Genomic DNA, 18,234 nt, shown 5'->3' with positions numbered 1-18,234 from the left:
GCCCTCAGCCCTGCGAGAGCTGGTCGAACAGGCACTCCTCCGGCGCCTTGTCCTCGCGCCAGCGCAGGAGCCTCGTCCCGTGCCGGATCCGGCCGCCGGAGACCTGGTCGAAGGAGACCTCGACGACGAGCTCCGGCCGCAGCCCGACCCACTCGAGCTCGCGGTCGCTGCTCCAGCGACTGGGGTCGGCGCTGCCGCCCGCGCCGCTGGCGTAGGGGGCGAGCGTCGCGACGAGCTCGCGCTTCTCCTTCGCCTTCAGGCCGGAGGTGTGGCCGACGACGCGCAGCTCGCCCTCGTCGTAGAGGCCGAGGATGAGCGACCCGACGGTGCCCTCCTCCTTGCCGGGACGCCAGCCGACGACGACCGCGTCGATCGTGCGCAGTCGCTTGACCTTCACCATGCCCTTGCGCGCGCCCGGTCGGTACGGCGCGTCGAGCTCCTTCGCCACGACCCCCTCCGTGCGCGCGAGCCAGTCCTGCGCCTCCGCCGCCGTGCGGACCGAGGGGACGAGGTCGACGACGGGGTCCAAGGCGAACGCGTCGCGGCCGAGCAGCTCCTCGAGCGCGGCGCGGCGCGCGGCGAACGGCCGGTCGAGCAGCACGTCGTCCTCGAGCGCGAGGAGGTCGAAGGCGAGGTAGCGCGCCGGGGTCTCGCGCGCGAGGCGCTCGATCCGCGACGCCGCCGGGTGGATCCGCTGGGAGAGCAGGTCGAACTGCTCGGGATCGTCGCCCTGGACCTCGAGCGGCGGATCGGCGCGCTGCAGCGACGTGCGATCGATCACGAGCTCGCCGTCCAGGACGTAGCGCCCCGCCGGCAGCACGACCTCGGGGAAGTAGCGCTCGAGGTCCTTGCCGCCCCGCGAGCAGAGCCGCACCGCGTCGCCGTCGACGAACGCGATCGCCCGGAAGCCGTCGTACTTCGGCTCGTAGGCCCAGCCGTCCTCGGTCGGCAGGCTCGCCCGGCCCCGGGCGAGCTGCGGGGCGAGCGGGGGATCCAGCGGCAGCGGCACGGCCCGACCCTACCCGCCCCGGCCGCCGGGTCCCGGGCGTCAGGCCCGCCGGCGGAGCGTGACCGCCCGGGGGCGCCGCTCGACGTTGCCGGCTCGGTCGCGGGCGGTGACCGTCAGCCGGTACCGGACGCCCTTGGTCAGGCGGGGGGTGCGCAGCGCCCAGGTCGTCCCGCCCACGAGCGACGCGCGCAGGGTGCGCTTCCGGCGCACTGCGCAGGTCGTGCGGCGGCCGTCGCGCCGGCAGGCGCGGCGGGTCGTCCACTGCAGCGTGCCGGTGACCCGGGCCACGCCGGCGGTCGGCAGCGCGTCGGAGACGGTCACCCGGACGGTGCACCGCACGCGGGTGCAGGTGCGCCGCGCCACGCGGCTCGTCGGGGCCGCGACGTCGGGCGCCGGGGCCGCGGGCGTCGGCGCGGGGGCGGGGGGCGTCGACGTGCCGGCCGCCGGCAGCCCGGCGGCGCTGCGCAGGAACGAGCCGATCGCGGTGCTGGCCACCCGCGTGTACACCCCGTAGACGCCGTTGGCGCAGCCGAGGCCGAAGCTCACGAGCCCGGCGAGCACGCGGGTGCCGCCGACCGTGGCCGTCAGCGGGCCTCCGCTGTCGCCGCCGCAGGAGTCCTGGCCGTTGGCCGTCGCGCAGAGCATCCGGTCGGTGACGCCGCCCTGCAGGAGGTACTGCAAGCCGCAGACCTGCTGATCGGCGACGCGGACGTTCGTCGCGCGCAGGTCGGCGGGATAGGTGCTGCCGCCGCTCGTGTCGCCCCAGCCCGAGACCTGCAGCAGGGCGCCGTAGGCGGTGACCGAACCGCTCTGGCTCGCCGGCAGCAGCTCGATCGGCGCGATCGCGGCGACGCCGTCGATCGCGGGCGAGCCGGCGTAGAGCGGCTCGGCGAGCGTGAGCACCGCGGCGTCGAAGTCGGCCGTCGTGGGGTCGTAGCTCGGGTGCAGCGCGATCGAGGACACGGCGACGTCCCGCACCCCGGGCCCGTAGGCGGGCTCGCTCGCTCCGCGCAGGTGGCTCGTCCCCGCGAGCACCCGGATCGACGTCGTCGGCCGCAGGCCGCCGGCCTCGGCGTCGTGGACGCAGTGCCCGGCGGTGGCGACCGTCGTCGCCGACAGCACGACGCCGCCGCAGAACTGGCCCTCCAGCGGCGTGCCGCGGGTCGGGTTCCACAACGCCACCTGGTAGGGCACCGCGGTGATCGCCACGTCGCCGCCGCCGATGATCCGGGGCGTCGCGCGTCCCGCGTCGGCGGCCGCGACGGCAGGCCCGGCTCCGGCGGCCAGCGCGCCGGCCAGCAGCGCCAGCAGCGCTCCTCGCCAGGGGCGTGCGGCGAGTGAGCGGCGGCGGCGAGCGCGGAGCACGCCGGCATCATCCTCCCCTGGGCGCACGCCTGCGCCGGTGATCGCTCCTCCCGTCGTCGCATGGACGGGCGTTCGGTCCGGCCCGCGTGGCACTGGCGCTCCGCCGCCGGCGGCGCGATCCTGAGGCATGCACGAGTTCGACGCCATCGCGGGAGGGTGGGACGCGGTCTGCAGCGCGTCCGGGGACCACGGCGTGCTGCGGCTCAGCGCGTTCCGCCGAGTGGAGCGGCTGCCGGGCGCGGGCGCGCCGCCCGCCCACCTCGTCACCTACCGCTGCGCCGACGGCTGCGGCGAGCGCCACACGCTGCTCATGTCCGGGGAGGAGCTCGACTGGTCGCCGATCGCCACGGCCCTGCCGGCGCACTTCGACCTGATGACCGGGCGGATGGCCGTGGAGCCCGACGCGGGCGTCGAGCGCTGGTGGCGCTCGATGCGCGACGGGCACTGGCCGGTGACGCTGCGCTGCGAGCACCACGCCGGTCCGGTGCCGGCCTGGCCGAGCTGCCTGCGCGCGCTCGAGCCCGACGACGAGCGCGACGTCCGCTGGCTGCTCGTGCACTGGCGCTGCCCGCTCTGCGAGTGCGACGGGTCGCAGGTCATGCGCCCCGCGGCGCTCGAGCTCGTCCCGCGCGCGGCCTGACGCGCGGGGTCAGGCCGCGAGCACCACCGGGCTGCGCTTCCACTGGTTCAGGAAGAGCGACTCCATCCGGGTGCCCGGACCGTCGAGCTCCATCGCCGGCCAGCGCGCCAGCGTCTCCTCGATCCAGATCCGCAGCTCCATCCGCGCGAGCGCGGTGCCGAGGCAGAAGTGCCGGCCGCCGGCGCCGAAGGCCTGGTGCCGGTCGAGGTTCTCGCGGGTGACGTCGAACCGGTGCGGGTCCGGGAAGACCTCGGGGTCGCGGTTGGACGCGAGGTACCAGAGCAGCACCCGTGCGCCCTCCGGGATCGTCTGCCCGCCGATCTCGACCTCCTGCGTCGTGGCCCGGCCCATGAACCCGAAGGCGGGGAAGCAGCGCAGGCCCTCCTCGACGGCCTGCGGGATGCGCGAGGGATCGTCGAGCAGGAGCTGCCGCTGCTCGGGGTGCTCGATGAGCGCGCGCATCGTCGCCACGTAGGTCGCGCGGGTCGAGTCGTTGCCGGCGGCGAGCAGCAGGATGAAGAACGTCGCGATCTCGAACGGCTCGAGGTGCTCGCCGTCGACCTCGGCGGTGAGCAGGGCGGAGAGCAGGTCGTCGCCGAGGTGCTGCGCCCGGTCCTGGCGCACGGCCTCGATGTACGCGACGATCTCCTGGAACTCGTCGATCGTCGAGTCCCAGCCGGCGCGGATCTCCGGGTCCTCCCAGGCGGTCACGACGTTCGTCCAGTGCACGAGCTTGTGGTCGTCCTCCTCGGGCGTGCCGAGCAGCGACCCGATGACGCGCGCCGGCACCGGTCGCGCGACGTCGACCGCGAGGTCGATCCGGTCGCCGGCCGAGAAGCGATCCAGGACGGAGCGGACGATCTGCCGCACCGCGTCCTCGTGGGCGGCGATCCGCGCCGGCGTGAACGCCTTGCCGACGAGCTTCTTCAGCCGGTCGTGGCGCGGCGGGTCCATCGAGATCATCTGCAGCCGCTGGATGTCCAGCGGGACGCCGATGTCGTCGCAGACGAAGATGCCGCGCCGCTCCGAGGAGAAGGTCGCCAGGTCGCGCGTGGCCGCGGCGACGTCCGCCGCCCGGACCAGCGAGTAGAAGCCGTCCTCTTCCGGCCAGTGCGCGTTGGCGCTGAAGTGCACGCCCGGCTCGCGCTGGAGCTGCTCGAAGAGGGCGTACGGCGGTCCGTCCTTCCAGAGGCCGTGATCGCCGAGGTCGATCGTCGTGTCCACCACCGTGCTCATGGCGCCACCGTACGCCGGGACTAGACTCGCTGTCAAGTGCTGGTGTCAAGACGTGGGGTCGAGTCCTGCTGTCGTGGGTGCTAGCGTCCGCCGCGTGCCGCTCGTGCGAACGACGTCCAAGGCCGCCGAGGCGAAGGAGCGCGGTCGCGCGGCGTTCCTCGACGCGGCCGAGCGGCTCGTCGGCGCGGGCGCGAGCTACAGCGAGGTCGCGATCGGCGCGCTCGCGGCCGAGGCCGGGTTCTCGCGGGCGAGCTTCTACGCGTACTTCAGCGACAAGCGCGCGCTGGCCGACGGCGTCGTGGACCGGTTCGGCGCCGAGCTCGGCGAGCGGGTCGACGACTGGCTGGGCGGCATCGACACGGACCCCGGCGCGACGATCGCCGACACCGCCGAGGTCTTCGAGCGCCACCGCGGGGCGGTGCTGCTCGCCGCCGAGGCGGCGAGCTACGATCCGGAGATCCGCGACCGCTGGCGCCTGCTGCACGCCCGGTTCGAGGAGCGGATCGGCGGGTGGATCGCCCGCCATCGCCCCGGCATCCCCGAGGACGCGGTTCGCGCGCGGGCCTTCGCCCTGGCCTGGTCGACGCAGTCCGTGCTCGTCGAGCACCTCACGCGCGCCACGACGATCGATCCGCAGGTCGTCGGCGCGGTGTCCGCGCTGTGGCGCGGCGCGCTCGCTCCGGGAGCCTGACGGCCGGCGCGCTCAGCCGCGCAGCAGGTCGTACGCGGCGCTGAGCAGCACGAGCTCGGGCTCGGGCAGGTCGCCGGCGGTCGTGACGGCGTAGCCGGGCGCCGACTGCCGACGGGGGCGCAGCGTCGCCCAGGCCTGCTCCTGCTTCGGGTCGACGGGGCTCGCCAGCGACAGCGAGCCGTAGGCCGACAGCCGGGCACGGCGGCGCCAGCGGAGCGCCCGGTCCAGGCGCGGCAGCTCGATCGCGTCCCCCTGGCAGCGCAGGTCGACGCCCTCCTCGGGGTCGACGGCCTCGAGCGTCCGGGACCGCGGGGCGCGCCGGAGGTCCCAGCCGCGATCGGCTGATTCGATCGTCCCGGCGACGGCCCGCCGCCCGCGCATCCCCGGGACCGATCCGGAGGGTGGCGACGGGGGCGCCCTGCTCGTCGCGCAGCTCGTACGTCGTGCGGAAGCGGCTCGTGCGAAGGAGGTCGTACGTCGTGACGGGGATCGGCATCGGCGCCATCGAATCACCGCCTCGTCGCCCGGGAGCCCGCCGCCCGGGCCCGAACGGCGCACGTCGGGTTGGCCCGACGGCGTACGGCCGCCGCGCGCGTCCGGACGCGACGGGCCGACCCTCGGCGTTCCCTCCGTGTCCCGCGCCCGCGGGTCGATGGCGGACCGAGCGAGTGGTACCGTCCGGTACCTACCGCCCGTCGGGTGTCGGCCGTCGTCGCCGCCGCCGGTCGTGGAACGCCTGCCCGAGGAGCACCCGGACCGATGGACTTCCGCCCCACCGCGCGCGCCCAGGAGCTGCTGGAGCGGCTCGACGCGTTCCTCACCGAGCGACTCGATCCCGTCGAGCCGGCCATCCTCCGCGAGCTCGACGCCCAGGCACCGGGCGCGTTCGCCGTCCCGCCGGCGATGCGCGAGCTCCAGTCGGCGGCGCGCGACGCCGGGCTCTGGAACCTCTTCCTGCCCGAGCCCGCCGACGTGCCCGGCGTGCCGGAGACGCTCGCGGGGCCCGGCCTGGCGAACGCCGAGTACGCGATCCTCGCCGAGCGGCTCGGCCGGTCGGCGATCGCGTCGGAGGTCTGCAACTGCAACGCGCCGGACACCGGCAACATGGAGGTCCTCCTGCAGTTCGGCACGCCGGAGCAGCAGGAGCGCTGGCTCGCGCCGCTCCTGCGCGGCGAGATCCGCTCGGCCTTCTGCATGACCGAGCCGGACGTCGCGTCCTCCGACGCGACGAACATGCAGGCGACGGCGCGGATCGAGGGCGACGAGGTCGTCCTCGACGGCGAGAAGTGGTGGAGCACCGGCGTGGGGCACCCCGACTGCGAGGTCCTCATCTTCATGGGGCTCACCGACCCCGACGCGCACCGCTACGGTCAGCACTCGATGGTGCTCGTGCCCCGCGACGCGCCCGGCGTGACCGTCGAGCGGCTGCTGCCGACGATGGGCTTCCTCGACGCGCCCGGCGGCCACGGACGCGTCCGCTTCGACGGCGTGCGGGTGCCCGTCGACCACGTCATCGGGACGCCGGGCGGCGCGTTCGGGATCGCGCAGGCGCGCCTCGGTCCGGGCCGCGTGCACCACTGCATGCGCCTCATCGGCCTCGCCGAGCTCGCGCTCGAGCTCGCCTGCCGCCGCGCGACGACGCGCGTGGCGTTCGGCAAGCCGCTGGCGAACCTCGGCGGCAACCGCGAGCGGATCGCCGACGCGCGGATGAAGATCGACCAGGCCCGGCTGCTCGTGCTGCACGCCGCCTGGCTGCTGGACACCGAGGGCCTCGCCGGGGCGCTCGGCGCGGTCTCCCAGATCAAGGTGGTGGTGCCGAACATGGCGCAGGAGGTCATCGACATGGCGATCCAGCTGCACGGTGGCGCGGGGCTCTCGGACGAGACGCCGCTCGCCGGGGCCTGGACGATGGCGCGGGCGCTGCGGCTCGCCGACGGGCCCGACGAGGTCCACCGCGGCGTGATCGCGCGCCTCGAGCTCGCCGCCTACAAGGCGCAGGCCGCCGCATGAGCCGCCGGGTCCTCGTCACGGGCGGCGCGTCCGGCCTCGGTCTGGCGATCGCGCAGCGCCTCGCCGCCGCGGGCGACCGCGTCCTCGTCACCGATCGCGACCCCGGGGCGCTCGAGCTCGCCGTGAAGACCGTCGCGGCGGGCGCCACCGGCCCGGACGGCGGCCTCGGCGTCGCGCTGACCGGGGGCGCCGTCGTCGGGGCGTCGGCGCCCGAGGGGCCGATCCACGGCCTCGCGCTCGACGTCACCGTCGACGCCGACTGGGAGGCCGCGCGGGCCTGGTGCGTCGAGCACTGGGACGGGCTCGACGTGCTCGTGAACAACGCGGGCGTCGCGACCGGCGGGCGGATCACCCACCAGCCGATCGAGGACTGGCAGTGGGTCGTGGACATCAACCTGCTCGGCGTCGTGCGCGGATGCCGGACGTTCACGCCGCTCATGCAGGCGCAGGGCCACGGGCAGCTCGTGAACATCGCCTCGCTGGCCGGCATCGTCAACCCGCCCGCCAACGCGTCCTACAACGTCGTCAAGGCGGGCGTCATCTCGCTGTCGGAGACCCTGCGGCTCGAGCTCGAGCCCGACGGCATCGCGGTGACGGTCGTCTGCCCGAGCTTCTTCCGGACGGGGCTGACCGCGAGCTTCCGCACGGGCGATCCCGGCATGCGCGCGCTCATGGGCAAGCTCGTCGACGGCTCGCCCGTCGCGCCGGAGGCGATCGCCGCGCAGGTCGTGCGCGGCATCGACGATCGGCGGTTCCTCGTGCTCACCGACCGCGACGGCCGCACGTCGGCGTTCGTGAAGCACTGGCTGCCGCCGCTGTTCCGCCGCGTCGCGCGCCAGCGCACCGCGACCCTGCTGTCGCGGCTGGCGCAGGCCGACCGCAAGGCCGCCGCCGGCGACGCCGTCCCTGCCGGCGCGCGGGGGGAGGACGGCGCGTGAGCGCTCGCCCGGGCGCGCGCCCCGACGGGGAGCGCGCGTGAGCGCCGCGATCGACGAGCCGCGCGAGGTCCGCGCGGAGGACGCCTTCGACGTCGCTGCCCTCCACGACTGGCTCGCGGCGCACGTCCACGGGCTCGGCGCGACGCCGCCGGAGGTCCGCCAGTTCGCGGGCGGGGCGTCGAACCTCACCTACCTGCTGCGCTACCCGGAGCGGGACCTCATCCTGCGCCGGCCCCCCGCCGGCGAGCACCGGGGCGCCGCCCACGACGTGCTGCGCGAGGCCCGGATCCAGTCCCGCCTGCGTCCGACCTTCCAGCTCGTGCCGGCCGTCGAGGCGACCGGCGAGGACGAGGCGGCCCGCGCGGCCTGTGGCGGCCGGCCGTTCTACGTCATGGAGCGCTTGGCGGGGACGATCGTCCGCGGCCGGTTGCCGGAGGGCATGACGCTGTCGCCGGCCGACGCGCGCCGGATGGCGGAGGCGGCGATCGACACGCTCGCCGCGCTGCACGCCGTCGACGTCGACGCCGCCGGCCTGCGCGACCTCGGGCGCGGCGCGGGCTACGTGCAGCGACAGGTCGACGGCTGGACGGCGCGCTACGAGGCCGCACGGACGCCCCGGTCGCCGTCGTTCCGCGCCGTCACGCAGTGGCTCGCCGAGCACCGGCCCGACGACGTGGCCACCTGCGTCATCCACAACGACTTCCGGCTGGACAACCTCGTCCTCGCCCCGGACGACCCGGGCCGCGTGCTCGGGGTGCTCGACTGGGAGATGGCGACCCTCGGCGACCCGCTCATGGACCTCGGCTCGGCGCTGGCGTACTGGGTGCAGGCGGGTGACGGCCGGGGGATGCAGCTCCTGCGCCGACAGCCGACCGACCTGCCCGGCATGCCGACGCGGGACGAGGTGGTCGCGCGCTACTGCGAGCGGGCCGGGATCGCGGTCCCCGAGTGGACGTTCTACGAGGTCTTCGGACTCTTCCGGCTCGCGGTGATCGTCCAGCAGATCTACGCGCGCTACGTGGCCGGCAAGACGACGAACCCGCAGTTCAAGCGGTTCTGGATCGCGGTGCGCTACCTCGACCTGCGCTGCCGGCGGATCATCCGGCAGGCGGGATGAGCCGTCGCCGGCCCGCGGCGCCCGGCGCGCGTGCGGAGGGCTGACCGGTGCCTGCGATCCTCCTCGTCCGCCACGGTCAGGCGTCCTTCGGGGTCGGCGACTACGACCGCCTCTCCGACCACGGCCGCCGGCAGGCCCGCGCGCTCGGCGGCGACCTGCACCGGCGTGGCTGGCGGATCGGGCGCGTCGTGCACGGCGATCTGCGTCGCCAGCGCGAGACCGCCGACGAGCTGCTCGCCGGCTACGCGGTGGCCCCCGGGCCAGCCGTCGCGCGCGGCGCGCGGGTCGAGCGCGACGTGCCGCGGTCGGTCGACCCGCGCTGGAACGAGTTCGACCACGAGGGCCTCGTCGCGCGGCTGCCGGACCGCCACCGGCGGCAGATCGCCTCGGCGATCGGCGTCGTCCGCGGCCGCGAGCCGAGCGCCGTCTTCCAGGACCTGCTCGAGGCCGCCCTCGAGCACTGGATCGACGGGGCGGAGGACGCCGTCCAGGGCTCGTACTCCGTCTTCGCCGCGGACGCGCGCGCGGCGCTCGAGGCCGTCGTCGCCGAGCCGCCGGCCGACGGCGTGCCGGTCGTCGTGTCCTCGGCCGGGACGATCAGCGTCGTCTGCGGCGCCCTCCTGGGCATGGACCGCCGCGGCTGGCTGCAGCTCAACCGGGTCATGGCCAACAGCGCCCTGACGACCGTCGTCAGCGGCCGCCGGGGGCTGACGCTCGTCGGCTTCAACGACCACTCGCACCTCGAGGGTCCCGGACGTCCGCACCGCACGACCCGCTGAGCGCGGCGAGGACCGGTTCCGGGACACGGCCCCCGGGCGGGAGGCGTGGCGGAACGTTCCGCCGCGCGCCCCCTCCGGTGGACGTGCCGGGCGCGCCGGCGCGCCCCTCCGGCCGATGCGCCGGGCGGCGGTGGGGTGCGGAGTGCGTCCGCAGCCGGTCCGGGAGGCGGCGGGGCCGGGCGGGCCGAGCGGGCGTACCCTGCGTGACGATGGCGACGCCGACCTCCCCGCGCGCGACCGGCCTGCTGGACCTCGACGTCCCGACCTGGGTGGTCGCCGGCGGCTCGCTGCTCGTCGGCTTCGGCGTGGCGGACCTCACCGGGGTGCGTCCGCTCGGCGGCGTCGTGCTGTTCCTCGCCGCGCTCTGGTGCGGGCTCGTCTGGCGCCGTGCGCGCGGCCTGCCGATCGCGAGCGGCCTCGTCCTCGCCTACCTCGTCGCGTTCGCGCTGTCGCACCCCCTCGGCAAGGCGATCTCGTCGTGGCCGGCGGTGCTCGTCGTCAGCGCGGTCGTCGCGCTCCTGGCGTGGGCGGTCGTCGACCGGCACCGCGCGTCCTGACCGCGCGCGCCGGGCGGCACGCCGCCCCGCGGTGCGACCGCCGGTCCGGCTCGCGGCCCCGCCATCGCGACGCCCGATCGACGATCCGGCGCGTCGCCGCCTCAGCCGGGTTCCAAGGCTCAGGTGGAGCTGCCGACGCCCGACGCGAGGACGACGGCGAGCACGTCGGTAGCCGGCAGCACGAGGGTCGGCCGGCGCGGGTCGCTCGGGGCGATGCGCACCCAGCCGGCCTCGACGCTGACGTGCCCGGGGGCCGTGGCGACGTGCGAGCCGTCGGCGAGGACCACGGCGTCCTCGCCGTCGGCCCCCAGGTCGGCGATCCAGCCGGTCAGCGCGACGGCGGCGGCCTCGTGCTCGTGCTCTTCGCTCATCGTCCGATCGTGGCAGACCGCCGATCGGCGGCGCCCGGCCCGACCCAGGGGCCGGGCGAGCGTCCGCGCGCCAATCTCGGGCGTGCAGGCGCCGGGCCTTGACCTGGAGCGCGCTCCAGCTTCTACCGTTGTCCCATGGCCGCCGTCCTCAGCTCCCCCACCGAGACGACGAGCCGCACGATCTCCGAGGCCGCGAGCGCGACCGGCCTGACCCCGGACACGCTGCGCTACTACGAACGCGCCGGGCTCCTGCTGCGACCCGTCGACCGCGCCGCGTCCAGTCACCGCCGCTACGACGACGGCGACCTGCGCTGGATCACGCTGCTGACGAAGCTCCGCCGCACGGGCATGCCGATCCGGCAGATCAAGCGCTACGCCCAGCTCGTGCGCGCGGGCGCCGGCACGGAGGCCGACCGGCTCGCGCTGCTGCAGGAGCACCGCGCCGCGGTCCTGCGCCAGCTGGAGGAGGTCCAGGAGAACCTCGCCGCGATCGATCACAAGATCAGCGTCTACCGGGACTGCGTGCTCGAGGATCAGCCGGTTCCCGAGGCCGGCGCCGCCTGACCCGGATCCACGCGGCGGGCGCTCACCGCCCCGTCCTGCCCACCCGCCTTCCCGTCCCCGCACCGCGTGCCGACCCGTCGGCGCGCGCGTCGGCGGCGCGGTCGCCACGGCCGTCCCGGGCCGTCGCGACCGCGCCGTCACGCCCCACCACCAGGAGCACCGCATGAGCACGAACGCCACCACCCCCACCGTCGCCCTCGGTCGCCAGGGCCTCGAGGTCTCGTGCCTCGGCCTCGGCTGCATGGGCATGTCGGACTTCTACGGCCAGCGCGACGACGCCGAGTCGATCGCCACGATCCACCGGTCGATCGAGCTCGGCGCGACGTTCCTCGACACCGCCGACATGTACGGCTTCGGCGACAACGAGGAGCTCGTCGGGAAGGCGATCGCCGATCGCCGCGACCAGGTCGTCCTCGCGACGAAGTTCGGGATCGTCCGCGACCGCGAGGACCCGCAGGTCCGCGGGATCGGCGGCTCGCCGGAGTACGTCCGCGAGGCGATCGACGCGTCCCTGCGGCGCCTCGGCGTCGACCACGTCGACCTCTACTACCAGCACCGCGTCGACCCGCAGGTGCCGATCGAGGAGACCGTCGGCGCGATGGCCGAGCAGGTCGCCGCCGGCAAGGTCCGCTTCCTCGGCCTGTCGGAGGCCTCGGCCGAGACGATCCGCCGCGCGCACGGCGTGCACCCGATCAGCGCGCTGCAGACCGAGTACTCGCTCTGGACCCGGGACATCGAGGCGGAGATCCTGCCGACGCTGCGCGAGCTCGGCATCGGCCTCGTCCCCTACAGCCCGCTGGGCCGCGGGTTCCTCACGGGAGCGATCCGCTCGCTCGACGCGCTCGACGAGGACGACTTCCGCCGCCACAACCCGCGCTTCCAGGGCGAGAACCTGCGGCGCAACATCGCGATCGTCGAGGCGGTCGACCGCGTCGCCCGGGCGCACGGGGCCACCCCCGCCCAGGTCGCCCTCGCGTGGCTGCTGGCGCAGGGCGAGGACCTCGCCCCGATCCCCGGCACGAAGCGCCGGACGTACCTCGAGCAGAACCTCGGAGCGCTCGGGCTGACGCTCACCGACGCCGATCTGGCGGACCTCGCGACCGTCGCGGACGCGGCCGGCGACCGGTATCCGGACATGTCCTCGGTCAACCGCTGAGCGGTCGCGCGTCACGGGCCCCGGCGTCGCCGGCCGGGGTCCGCGCCGGGCCGTACGCTCACGCTCGTGGCCTCCCCGGACGACGACCCCGTGCGCACGCCGACCGACCCGCAGGCGTGGGAGGCGTGGCTCGAGGAGCACGGCGCGACCGCCGACGGCGTCTGGGTCCGGATCGCGAAGAAGGGCCACGACGAGCCGTCGATCACCCGGGCCCAGGCGCTCGACGTCGCGCTCTGCCACGGGTGGATCGACGGCCTGAAGCGCACGGAGGACGAGCGCTGGTACCGGCAGCGGTTCACGCCGCGTCGTCCGCGGAGCCGCTGGTCGAAGGTCAACCGCGAGCACGTCGAGCGCCTCATCGCCGCGGGCCGCATGCGGCCGGCCGGACAGCGGGAGGTCGATGCCGCGAAGGCCGACGGTCGCTGGGACGCCGCCTACGACGCGCCGTCCACGGCGACCGTCCCCGACGACCTGCGCGCGGCGCTCGCCGAGCGTCCCGGCGCGGCGGCGTTCTTCGACGCCCTCGACGGGCGCAACCGCTACGCGATCCTCTACCGGATCGCCGAGGCGAAGCGCGCGGAGACCCGCGCGCGCCGGATCGCGACGTTCGCCGACATGTGCGCGGCCGGGGAGACGCTGCATCCGTAGGAGCCGGACGGGGCGCCATCTCGCGTGCTGTGCCACCGGTCTGGGTAGGGCGCGTGCGTGCAGTTCCTCGCGAGCGGACGACCGCGGAACGCCGCCTGGGTAGGCACGTCGGAACCGGCGTCCGGCCTCGCGCTGCGGCGTCGGAGCGACCGTCGGCGCGCGGGGCCCGGTCCGGACGGGGCTCGATGACCCGGCCGCCGTTCGCGGAGTGGTGGCGCACGCGCCGCAACGCGCGACGTCGGGCCGTGCGCTCGGCCGGGACGGCGCGATGGAACGCCATGGTGCTGTGGCCGTGCGTGCTGCTCGTGGTCGTGAAGCTCGTGCTCCTCGACGACGCGTGGACGTGGGTGGAGGTGGCGGTCATCGCCGTCGCCCTCGTCGGCCAGCTCGCCTGGGACCGCTACCGCGGGCCGGCAGGCGACGCCCACGAGGCGGACGAGGAACGGGCGGACGAGTAGCCATGTCGACGGCGTTCTGGGTGCTCATCGGCCTCCTCGCGCTCTGGTCCGGCGCGCGGCTGGTGCTCGACCCGTGGGCTGCGCGGAAGTCGGCGTCGCTGCGTGCGACGCACGGCGACGGCGTCTGGTCGAGCGTCCTTCTCGGCAGGATCGTCGGGGCCGCCCTCGTGGCCGGGGGTGTTCTCGTGCTCGTGGATGCGGTGATCTGAGCGACACCCGGCCCGCATCGGATCTCGCGATCGGCCCCATCGAGGCGTAGGGGAAGGCGGTCGATCACGAACGGGCCTTCGGTTCGACCTCCGCGCGGCGCGAAGGCCCCGGCGCGGGCCGTCGTCCCCGGATGCGAGGCTGCGTCGGTGTCGCGCGCGCGGGTCGTCCACACCTCCGGCCTCGGGCCGGCCGAGATCGCCGAGATCCGCTCGCTCATGCACGCGGCGTTCGACGGGGACTTCGGCGACGAGGATCTCGAGCACGGGCTGGGCGGGATCCATGCGCTCGTGCGCGACCCCGGCGACGACGCCCTCATCGCCCACGGGTCGGTCGTCATGCGGCGGATGCTGCACGGCGGTCGCGCGCTGCGCTGCGGGTACGTCGAGGCGGTCGCCGTGCGGGCCGACCGCCGTCGCGCGGGGCTCGGCGGTCTCGTCATGGACGAGCTCGAGGCGGTGATCCGCGGGGCGTACGACCTCGGCGCGCTCGGCGCCTCCGACGACGGCGAGGCGCTCTACCTCGCGCGGGGCTGGCAGCGCTGGCGCGGCACGACCTCGGTCGTCGCGCCCGACGGCCTGCGCCGCTGCCCGGAGGAGGAGGGCTCGGTCTTCGTCCTGCCGGTCGAGGCGCCGCTGGACCTCGACGCCGACATCGCCTGCGACTGGCGCGACGGGGACGTCTGGTGAGCGAGGAGACCGAGCCCCGGGCGCTGAACCGCGCGCTGCTGGCGCGGCAGCTGCTGCTCGAGCGCGTCGCGCTGCCGGTGCCCGACGCGATCGCCCGGCTCGGGGCCCTGCAGGCGCAGGAGCCGCGGCCGCCGTTCGTCGGCCTCTGGACCCGGCTGGCGGGCTTCGCGGCCGAGGACCTGCGGACCGCGCTGGTGGGCGGCGACGTCGTCCGGGCGACGTGGGTCCGGGGCACGCTGCACCTCGTCACGCCGGGCGACTACCTCGCGCTGCGCACGACGCTGCAGGACGCCCTCGTCGCCGGCGCGCAGTCGATCGCGCGCCAGCGCGGCGGCGAGGCGGACGTCGGGGCCGTGACGGTCGCCGCGCGGGAGGTCCTCGCCGACGGGCCGCGGACGTTCGACGAGATCCGCGCCGGGCTGCTGGAGCGCCTGCCCGACGTCGAGGAGCGGACCCTCGGCTACGTCGCCCGGATGGCGGTGCCGCTCGTGATGGTGCCCGGCGAGGAGCGCTGGGCGTTCCCGCGCGACGTGCCGTTCGCGCTCGCCGCGTCCCGCCTGGGGCGCGAGCCCGACCGCGAGGTCCGCGCCGCGGAGCTCGTGCGGCGCTGCCTGGCCGCCTACGGCCCGATGACCGTGGCCGACCTGCAGACCTGGACCGGCGTGAAGCCGCTGAAGGACGTCGTGGCCGGGATCCGCGACGAGCTCGTCGCGTTCCGGGCGGGGCGACGCGAGCTGCTCGACCTGCCCGACGCGCCGCGTCCGGGCCCCGACGCCGACGCCCCCGCGCGGTTCCTGCCGGAGTTCGACGGCGTCCTGCTCGCCCACGCCGACCGGACGCGGATCATCGCCGACGAGCACCGCCCCGCCGTCTTCACGCGCAACCTGCGCGTCCGGGCGACGTTCCTCGTCGACGGCGTCGTGGCGGGCACGTGGTCGGCGGAGCGCAAGCGCGGCGTCGCGACGGTCCGCCTCGCCCCGTTCGGGCGCCTCGCACGGGCCGACCGGGCGGCGCTGGAGGCGGAGGCCGACGGCCTCGTCCGGCTGCTGGAGCCCGAGGCCGACGACGTGACGGTCGTCGTGGAGCGATGACGGGCACGCGACGCAGCGCCCCGACGCGAACGCGTCGACTCGTCGTGGCGGGCGTCCTCGGCGGGCTGCTGCTCGTCGGCTGCGGGGGCGACGAGCCGCCCGACCGCTCGGTCGAGCCCGCGCGCACCAGCGCCCAGGCGCCCCCGGCACCCGCCGCGAGCCGTCCCACCACGACGACACGGCGGACTCCCGCGCGGCCCGCGCCGCCGGCGAGCTGGACGGCGTCCTGCCCGACCGCGACCCCGTCGCCCGCCTACGGCTGCCGAGCGTCCCGCGGGCGCGTGATCGGCCTGGAGTCCGTCGACCCCGACGGCGACGGCGACCTGCACCTCGTCGTCCGCGAGCAGCTGTCCGCCGGCGGCGTGACGCTCCCCGGCATCACGGTGCTCGACGTCCGGGCGTCGCTGCGGCCGGCGCGCGACCCGCGGCCGGGCGACCTCGTCACCGGCGCCGGCCCCGTCTTCCGCGGCAGCTTCCGCCAGAAGCAGATCCAGGTCGACGTCCTGCGGCTCCAGCGCGCCCGCGGCTGAGCGGCCTCGACGAAGGCGAGATTCCGGCCAGGAACCGGCCGGAACGCGTGGGAGGCTGGTGCCGTGACCGACGACGCCCCGCTCACGCAGCGCCGGCTGAACCGCGCCCTGCTGGCGCGCCAGCTCCTGCTCGAGCGATCTCCGCTGGATCCCGTCGCGGCCGTCGCCCACCTCGGCGGCGTCCAGGCCCAGGAGCCCGAGCCGCCGTTCCTCGGGCTCTGGAGCCGGTTGCGGGACGTGGCGCGCCCCGCCGTGATCGACCTGCTCGCCGCACGGCGGATCGTGCGGGGCACGACGCTGCGCGGCACGATCCACTGGACCACCGCCGACGACTACGTCGCGTTCCGCCGCACGCTCCAGCCGGTCCTGGATCGGGCGTTGCAGCAGCCCGCCCGACGGCCGCTCCTCGCCGTGCCCGGGCTCGTCGACCGGGCCCGTGCGCTGCTGGCCGACGAGCCGCGGACGATCGCCGACCTGCGCGAGCCGCTCGCCGCCGCCTGGCCGGACCGGTCGCCGGCGGACCTCGCGATGGTCGCCCGGATGACGCTGCCGCTGCTCATGGTCCCCGACCCCGCGCAGCGGACGGGCTTCCCGGCGCGGGCGCGCTTCGCCCTCGCCGAGGAGCTCCTCGGCCGCCCGATCGCCGCGCAGCCGGCCGGCAGCGCCCTGCTGCGCCGCTACCTCCTCGCGTTCGGGCCCGCGACGGCCGCCGACGCCACGACCTGGTCGGGGCTCACCGGCACCCGCGCGCTCCTGCAGGGGATCGAGGACGTCGTCGTCCTGCGCGACGAGGAGGGCCGCGAGCTCTTCGACGTCGCGGGCGCGCCGCTGCCGGCCGAGGACGTCCCGGCGCCCGTCCGGTTCCTGCCGGCGTTCGACAACGCGATCCTCTCCCACGCCGACCGCCGGCGGATCATCCGCGCGGAGGACCGCGACGCCCTCGCGTCCCGCAACGGCATGGTGCCCCCGACCGTGCTGCACGACGGCGAGGTGGCCGCGACCTGGGGGACCGTCCGCGAGGGCGGCCGCACCCGGATCGGCGTCGTGCCGCTCCGGCGCCTGTCGCAGCGGGCCCGGGCCGCGATCCGCGCCGAGGGACGCCGCGCGCTGCGCTTCCTCGCGCCGGAGGCGCCGGGCGACGTCGTCGTCGACTGATCCGGCCGCTCCGTTCGGCGCGAGCCCGCGCCGGACGGTCGCGGTGGGGCGGGCCCCGCGGGCCCGGGTGGCGGCGCGCCACGCGCCCCGGACCCCCGAGGGGCGGGTACCGTTCGGGGCGTGAGCACGACCCCCATGACCCGCATGTACCGCGTCGTGCGGACCGTCTCGATCCCGATCGTCCGCCACTGGGGACGGATCGAGGTCGTCGGCGCCGAGCACCTGCCCGCGAGCGGGCCGACGCTCGTGATCGGCAACCACGACAGCTACTGGGATCCGGTCGCCGTCGCCGTCGCGGCGCCGCACCGGCAGATCCGCGCGCTCGCGAAGTCGACGCTGTGGAAGGGCCCGCTGGGCTGGGTGCTGGACGGCATGGGCCAGATCCCGATCCAGCGCGGCAAGGGCGACGCCGCCGCGATGGCCACCGCGATCCAGGAGCTGCGCGCCGGCTCGTGCATCGGCGTCTTCCCCGAGGGGACGATGTCGCGCGGCCGCACGCTCCGCGCGCGCAGCGGCATCGGCCGGCTCGCGCAGGAGGTGCCGGAGGCCGAGGTCGTCTGCATCGCCATCCAGGGCACCGTGGACATCGTCCGGTTCCCGAAGCGCCCGTCGATCCGGATCGAGTTCTTCCGCCCCGCCGGTGGGGGCGTGCAGCCGGGTGAGGGACCCGCCGAGTTCAGCGCACGGATGCTCGCGGAGTGCCGCGAGCGCGCGCCGATCTCGATCCCGGGCCGCCGCCGGACGGCGGCGAGGTACCGCGCTGCGCAGGCGGCGGCCGCCGCCGAGGACGCCGCCGGTCGCGACGCCGAGAGCGGCGTCGCGACGCCGACCGCCTGAGGTCGCGACCCGCGGCCGGCAGTGGCGTCGCGCCACCGGCCGACGGACCTCCGGCGGTCCGGTCGGTGCCGCCCGGGGCGGTTCGCCGTGCCGGGTGCGGCGGCGTCGCCCGCCGGCCGCGGCCGTCCGACGCCGCGTCCATCAGGCGGCCGGACGCCGAGAGGCGCGGTCTGAGTTGACAGTCGT

At 76.1% G+C, this 18,234-nt stretch carries 22 protein-coding genes; 17 read left to right on the top strand and 5 right to left on the bottom strand.

Translation table 11 applies throughout. The features are described from left to right. Positions 1-4: 4 nt before the first annotated feature. Together SK069_RS08455 and SK069_RS08450 are read right to left on the bottom strand one after the other, a co-directional pair. Positions 5-1,009 (bottom strand): ATP-dependent DNA ligase, encoded by a 1,005-nt coding sequence (locus SK069_RS08455; protein ID WP_319953771.1) that lies wholly within the window; start codon positions 1,007-1,009, stop codon positions 5-7. A gap of 39 nt (positions 1,010-1,048) precedes the next feature. Next, complete coding sequence (locus SK069_RS08450; protein WP_319953770.1) at positions 1,049-2,374, bottom strand: serine protease; 1,326 nt, start codon at positions 2,372-2,374, stop codon at positions 1,049-1,051. A 127-nt stretch (positions 2,375-2,501) separates the two neighbouring features. Between SK069_RS08450 and SK069_RS08445 the strand changes: the two genes are divergently transcribed. Continuing rightward, entirely contained in the window at positions 2,502-3,014 is a 513-nt protein-coding gene (locus tag SK069_RS08445) for a hypothetical protein (protein ID WP_319953769.1), read from the top strand. A gap of 9 nt (positions 3,015-3,023) precedes the next feature. Here the strand turns inward: SK069_RS08445 and SK069_RS08440 are convergent, their stop codons facing one another. Then, positions 3,024-4,250 carry a cytochrome P450 gene (locus tag SK069_RS08440; RefSeq protein WP_319953768.1) on the bottom strand — a complete coding sequence of 409 codons (1,227 nt, stop codon included), beginning with the start codon at positions 4,248-4,250 and terminating at the stop codon, positions 3,024-3,026. A gap of 94 nt (positions 4,251-4,344) precedes the next feature. Here SK069_RS08440 and SK069_RS08435 point away from each other — a divergent pair, with 94 nt between their 5' ends. After that, the gene (locus tag SK069_RS08435; protein WP_319953767.1) at positions 4,345-4,941 is read left to right on the top strand and encodes a TetR/AcrR family transcriptional regulator; all 597 of its coding nucleotides are present in this window, start codon (positions 4,345-4,347) and stop codon (positions 4,939-4,941) included. A 12-nt stretch (positions 4,942-4,953) separates the two neighbouring features. Here the strand turns inward: SK069_RS08435 and SK069_RS08430 are convergent, their stop codons facing one another. Continuing rightward, a complete protein-coding gene (locus SK069_RS08430) occupies positions 4,954-5,322 on the bottom strand; it encodes a hypothetical protein (RefSeq protein WP_319953766.1) in 369 nt (122 codons plus the stop codon). 378 nt (positions 5,323-5,700) lie between these two features. On the opposite strand from SK069_RS08430, the gene SK069_RS08425 reads away from it, so the two are divergent. The 5 genes from SK069_RS08425 (at position 5,701) to SK069_RS08405 (ending at position 10,342) form a co-directional block, all read left to right on the top strand. After that, the gene (locus SK069_RS08425; protein WP_319953765.1) at positions 5,701-6,951 is read left to right on the top strand and encodes an acyl-CoA dehydrogenase family protein; all 1,251 of its coding nucleotides are present in this window, start codon (positions 5,701-5,703) and stop codon (positions 6,949-6,951) included. Beyond that, positions 6,948-7,889, top strand: a complete 942-nt coding sequence (locus tag SK069_RS08420) for an SDR family NAD(P)-dependent oxidoreductase (RefSeq protein WP_319953764.1) — start codon at positions 6,948-6,950, stop codon at positions 7,887-7,889. The genes SK069_RS08425 and SK069_RS08420 overlap by 4 nt, the downstream gene beginning before the upstream one ends. Before the next feature lie 37 nt (positions 7,890-7,926). Continuing rightward, complete coding sequence (locus SK069_RS08415; protein WP_319953763.1) at positions 7,927-9,006, top strand: phosphotransferase family protein; 1,080 nt, start codon at positions 7,927-7,929, stop codon at positions 9,004-9,006. Between the two features lie 47 nt (positions 9,007-9,053). Beyond that, positions 9,054-9,785: a histidine phosphatase family protein gene (locus SK069_RS08410; protein WP_319953762.1), complete on the top strand. Its 732-nt coding sequence runs from the start codon at positions 9,054-9,056 to the stop codon at positions 9,783-9,785. A gap of 209 nt (positions 9,786-9,994) precedes the next feature. Beyond that, the gene (locus tag SK069_RS08405) at positions 9,995-10,342 is read left to right on the top strand and encodes a hypothetical protein (RefSeq protein ID WP_319953761.1); all 348 of its coding nucleotides are present in this window, start codon (positions 9,995-9,997) and stop codon (positions 10,340-10,342) included. A gap of 119 nt (positions 10,343-10,461) precedes the next feature. Here the strand turns inward: SK069_RS08405 and SK069_RS08400 are convergent, their stop codons facing one another. Continuing rightward, positions 10,462-10,713: a hypothetical protein gene (locus SK069_RS08400; protein ID WP_319953760.1), complete on the bottom strand. Its 252-nt coding sequence runs from the start codon at positions 10,711-10,713 to the stop codon at positions 10,462-10,464. A 135-nt stretch (positions 10,714-10,848) separates the two neighbouring features. Here SK069_RS08400 and SK069_RS08395 point away from each other — a divergent pair, with 135 nt between their 5' ends. The 10 genes from SK069_RS08395 (at position 10,849) to SK069_RS08350 (ending at position 18,048) form a co-directional block, all read left to right on the top strand. Beyond that, positions 10,849-11,277, top strand: a complete 429-nt coding sequence (locus SK069_RS08395) for a MerR family transcriptional regulator (protein ID WP_319953759.1) — start codon at positions 10,849-10,851, stop codon at positions 11,275-11,277. 163 nt (positions 11,278-11,440) lie between these two features. Next, positions 11,441-12,433 carry an aldo/keto reductase gene (locus tag SK069_RS08390; protein ID WP_319953758.1) on the top strand — a complete coding sequence of 331 codons (993 nt, stop codon included), beginning with the start codon at positions 11,441-11,443 and terminating at the stop codon, positions 12,431-12,433. Positions 12,434-12,499: 66 nt separating this feature from the next. After that, the gene (locus SK069_RS08385; RefSeq protein WP_319953757.1) at positions 12,500-13,081 is read left to right on the top strand and encodes a YdeI/OmpD-associated family protein; all 582 of its coding nucleotides are present in this window, start codon (positions 12,500-12,502) and stop codon (positions 13,079-13,081) included. A gap of 185 nt (positions 13,082-13,266) precedes the next feature. Beyond that, the gene (locus tag SK069_RS08380) at positions 13,267-13,539 is read left to right on the top strand and encodes a hypothetical protein (RefSeq protein WP_319953756.1); all 273 of its coding nucleotides are present in this window, start codon (positions 13,267-13,269) and stop codon (positions 13,537-13,539) included. A 2-nt stretch (positions 13,540-13,541) separates the two neighbouring features. Beyond that, on the top strand, positions 13,542-13,748 hold the full coding sequence (locus tag SK069_RS08375) for a hypothetical protein (protein ID WP_319953755.1): 207 nt from the start codon (positions 13,542-13,544) through the stop codon (positions 13,746-13,748). 147 nt (positions 13,749-13,895) lie between these two features. Then, entirely contained in the window at positions 13,896-14,435 is a 540-nt protein-coding gene (locus SK069_RS08370) for a GNAT family N-acetyltransferase (RefSeq protein WP_319953754.1), read from the top strand. Beyond that, on the top strand, positions 14,432-15,526 hold the full coding sequence (locus SK069_RS08365) for a winged helix DNA-binding domain-containing protein (RefSeq protein WP_319953753.1): 1,095 nt from the start codon (positions 14,432-14,434) through the stop codon (positions 15,524-15,526). Before SK069_RS08370 ends, SK069_RS08365 begins: the two co-directional genes overlap by 4 nt. After that, on the top strand, positions 15,523-16,056 hold the full coding sequence (locus SK069_RS08360; RefSeq protein WP_319953752.1) for a hypothetical protein: 534 nt from the start codon (positions 15,523-15,525) through the stop codon (positions 16,054-16,056). The genes SK069_RS08365 and SK069_RS08360 overlap by 4 nt, the downstream gene beginning before the upstream one ends. A 63-nt stretch (positions 16,057-16,119) precedes the next feature. Continuing rightward, positions 16,120-17,211, top strand: coding sequence for a winged helix DNA-binding domain-containing protein (locus tag SK069_RS08355; RefSeq protein WP_319953751.1), 1,092 nt, complete (start codon positions 16,120-16,122; stop codon positions 17,209-17,211). A gap of 120 nt (positions 17,212-17,331) precedes the next feature. Next, positions 17,332-18,048, top strand: a complete 717-nt coding sequence (locus SK069_RS08350) for a lysophospholipid acyltransferase family protein (RefSeq protein WP_319953750.1) — start codon at positions 17,332-17,334, stop codon at positions 18,046-18,048. Positions 18,049-18,234 lie beyond the last annotated feature (186 nt).

The sequence above is a fragment of the Patulibacter brassicae genome (assembly GCF_033949425.1).
Lineage (GTDB): Bacteria > Actinomycetota > Thermoleophilia > Solirubrobacterales > Solirubrobacteraceae > Patulibacter > Patulibacter brassicae.
This window is presented reverse-complemented; position numbering and strand designations above follow the sequence as displayed.